Origin of the sequence: Cellulomonas sp. ACRRI, from assembly GCF_022346185.1 — a bacterium.
Taxonomy (GTDB): domain Bacteria; phylum Actinomycetota; class Actinomycetes; order Actinomycetales; family Cellulomonadaceae; genus Cellulomonas.
Map to the genome: position 1 here is coordinate 1 of NZ_JAKRMS010000228.1, position 2,746 is coordinate 2,746.

Here is a 2,746-nt window from a genome sequence, read left to right on the forward strand (position 1 = left end):
GTCTCGCCCGGCTCAGGGGCCGGGGTCTCGTCCGGCTCGGCGGCCGTCGCGGCCTCGGGCTCGTCGGACGCGTCCGCGGCGTCGGGCTCGTCGGCCGCGTCCGCGGCGTCGGGCTCGTCGGCCGCGTCCGCGGCGTCGGGCTCGTCGGCCGGCTGCGCCGCGTCGGGCTCGACGGCCGGCTCCGCCGCGTCGGTGGCGTCGGCGGCCGGTTCGTCGGGTCCGTCGGCTGCGTCGGCCGTGCCGAGGGCGTCGGACGCGTCGTCCGCCGCCTCGGCGTCGTCCGCGAGGCCGTCCTCGTCCTCGTCGAGGTCGAACACCACGACGTCCTCGTCCTCGTCCGTGCCCTGCACCTGCGCGAGCAGCGCCGCGGGCACGGTCGCCTCGGCCTCCTCGGCCTCCGCGGTCCGCCCCGCGGCGCGCAGGGCGTCCGCCCGGGCCGCGACCACGCGCGCCGCGAGCAGCGTGCGGACCGGGCCCGAACCGATGCCGGACAGGGCGGCGATCGCCGCGTCCGGGTCGCCCATGTCCAGGCGCGCGCCGCTCACGACCATCGCCAGCTCGGCCCGCGTCGTCACGTCGAGGTCCTCGGCCTCGGGCGAAGCCGCCAGCGCGATCGCGCGCTCCGGCCGCCCGAGGCCGCGCTCGCAGTCCGCCATCACGGCGAGGTGCTCCGACGACCCGTTGAGCCGCCGCACGGTGCGCAGCTCGCGCAGCGCCTCGGCGAACCGGCCGGTCCGGTACGCCGCCAGTCCCGCCGCCTCGCGCACGACGTCGACCCGGCCGCCGTGCCGCACGGCCGCCTGCGCGTGCTCGTAGGCGAGCTCCGGGTCCTCGTCGATCAGCCGCCCGGCCATGACCAGGTGCCGCCCGACGGCCCACGCGTTGTCCTTGCTCAGCGTGCGCAGCCGCGCGCGGACCTCCCGGTCGAGCATGCTGAACTCGACGTCCTCGGGGATCTCCGGCCCGGACTCGCGCACCGCCTGCGGGGGGCGGGTGGGGCGGCGGTCGTCGCCGTCGCGGCGCGGGCCGCGGTCGTCCTGCCGCGGGCCGCGGTCACCCCGGTCGTACGCGCGCGCGCCGGCCCGGTCGCCCCGGTCGTACGCGCGGGCGCCGGCCCGGTCGCCCCGGTCGTACGCGCGGGCGCCGTAGCCGCCGCGGTCGCCGCGGTCCTGACCGTCGCGAGCGCCTCGGTACCCGCCCCGGTCGTCCCGCTGAGGGCTGTGCCCGCCGCGGTCGTCGCGACGGACGCCACCGGACGCGCCCCGGCCTGCGTCACGGCTGCCGCCGTAGCCGCGGTCCTCGCGCTGGTCGCCGCCGCGCACGCCCCGGTCGTCGCGGCGGAACCCGCCGCGGTCCTGGCCCCCGGAGCCGCCGCGCTCGTCGCGGCGGTAGCCGCCGCGCTCACCGGACGGGGCAGACTGCGCACCGCCGCGGTAGCCGTCACCCTGCTGCCCACCGCGGTTCGAGCGGTAGCCCCGCTCGCCGCCGGGAGCACCGGCGCCGGAGTCGCGCCCGCCCCGGTATCCGCCGCGGTCCTCGCGCTGGTCGCCACCGCGGCCGGCGCCGCGCTCGGCACCGCCCTGACGGTCGCGGAACCCGCCGCGGTCGTGTCGCTGGTCGCCACCGCGCTCGGGACGGCGCTCGCCGCCTGCGCCCGGACGACCCCCGCGTGCGGGGGCCCCACGGTCACCGGGACGCGTGTCCCCCCGGTCCGCGCGGTAGCCGCCGGACCGCGCGCCGCCCTCGGCGTCGCGCCGGTAGCCGTCCGCGCGCCCGCCCTGCTGGCCGTCGCCACCGGGACGCTGGCCGCGCTGCTCGCCGCTGCGGCCGTAGCCGCCCTCACGCCGCTCGCCCCGGTACCCGCCGCGTTCGCCCTCGCGGGCGGGACCGCGGTCGGACCGGTATCCCCCGGTGCGCTCCGGACGAGCGCCACCACGGTCCGCGCCGTACCCACCGGTCCGGTCACCGCGCTCCGGGCGCGAGCCGCCGGCGCGAGCCGGGCCGTACCCACCGGTCCGGTCGTCGCGCTCCGGGCGCGCAGCGCCCCGGTCCGGGCCGTACCCGCCGGTCCGCTCCCCACCACGGTCCGAGCGGTATCCCCCGGCGCGCTCCGGACGAGCGCCGCCACGGTCCGCGCCGTACCCACCGGTCCGGTCGCCGCGCTCCGGGCGCGAGCCGCCGGCCCGGGCGCCGCGGTCGGAGCCGTCGGCCCGCCCACCGGCCCGAGCCGGGCCGCGGTCGGAGCGGTACCCGCCCGAGCGCTCGCCGTCGCCGCGCCCGTACGTGCGCTGCTCCCGCCCGCCGGGCGACCGGCCGTCGCGCGAGCCGCCCTGCGGGCGCTGACCGTCCTCGTACCGCGGGCGGTCGCCGGCCGGCCGGCGGTCTCCGGCGTAGCTCCGTGCGCCCTCGCTCCGCCGCGTCGCCCCTGCGTCACGCCCAGCGCTGCCGCGATCCCCCGTCGCGCCGCTCTGCGCCACAGCAGAGCGCCGACCGCGCTCGTCGCCGCCGCTGCGGCGCTGACCGGCCACCCGCGGTGCGCGCGCGGGCCGCTCGCCGTCGCTCGGGCGCCCCGCGCCCCGGTTGCCGTACCGACCGACGCCGCCGCTGCGGCGTCCGCCCTCGTCCGCCGAACGCGTCCCGCGCTCGTCGCTGCTCATGTCCAGCTGCTCCTCAAGTTCGACCGCCGACCATCGTCTCATCCGGCGCCCCCAGACCCCGCATCGGCCCGACCCGGCCGGTCCCCACC

At 81.2% G+C, this 2,746-nt stretch carries 1 protein-coding gene; it reads right to left on the bottom strand.

Annotated elements, in window-relative coordinates:
• On the bottom strand, nucleotides 1-1,322 hold a 1,322-nt coding region (locus MHY85_RS20755; protein ID WP_239200313.1), incomplete at its 3' end, for a hypothetical protein.
• Nucleotides 1,323-2,746: the final 1,424 nt, after the last annotated feature.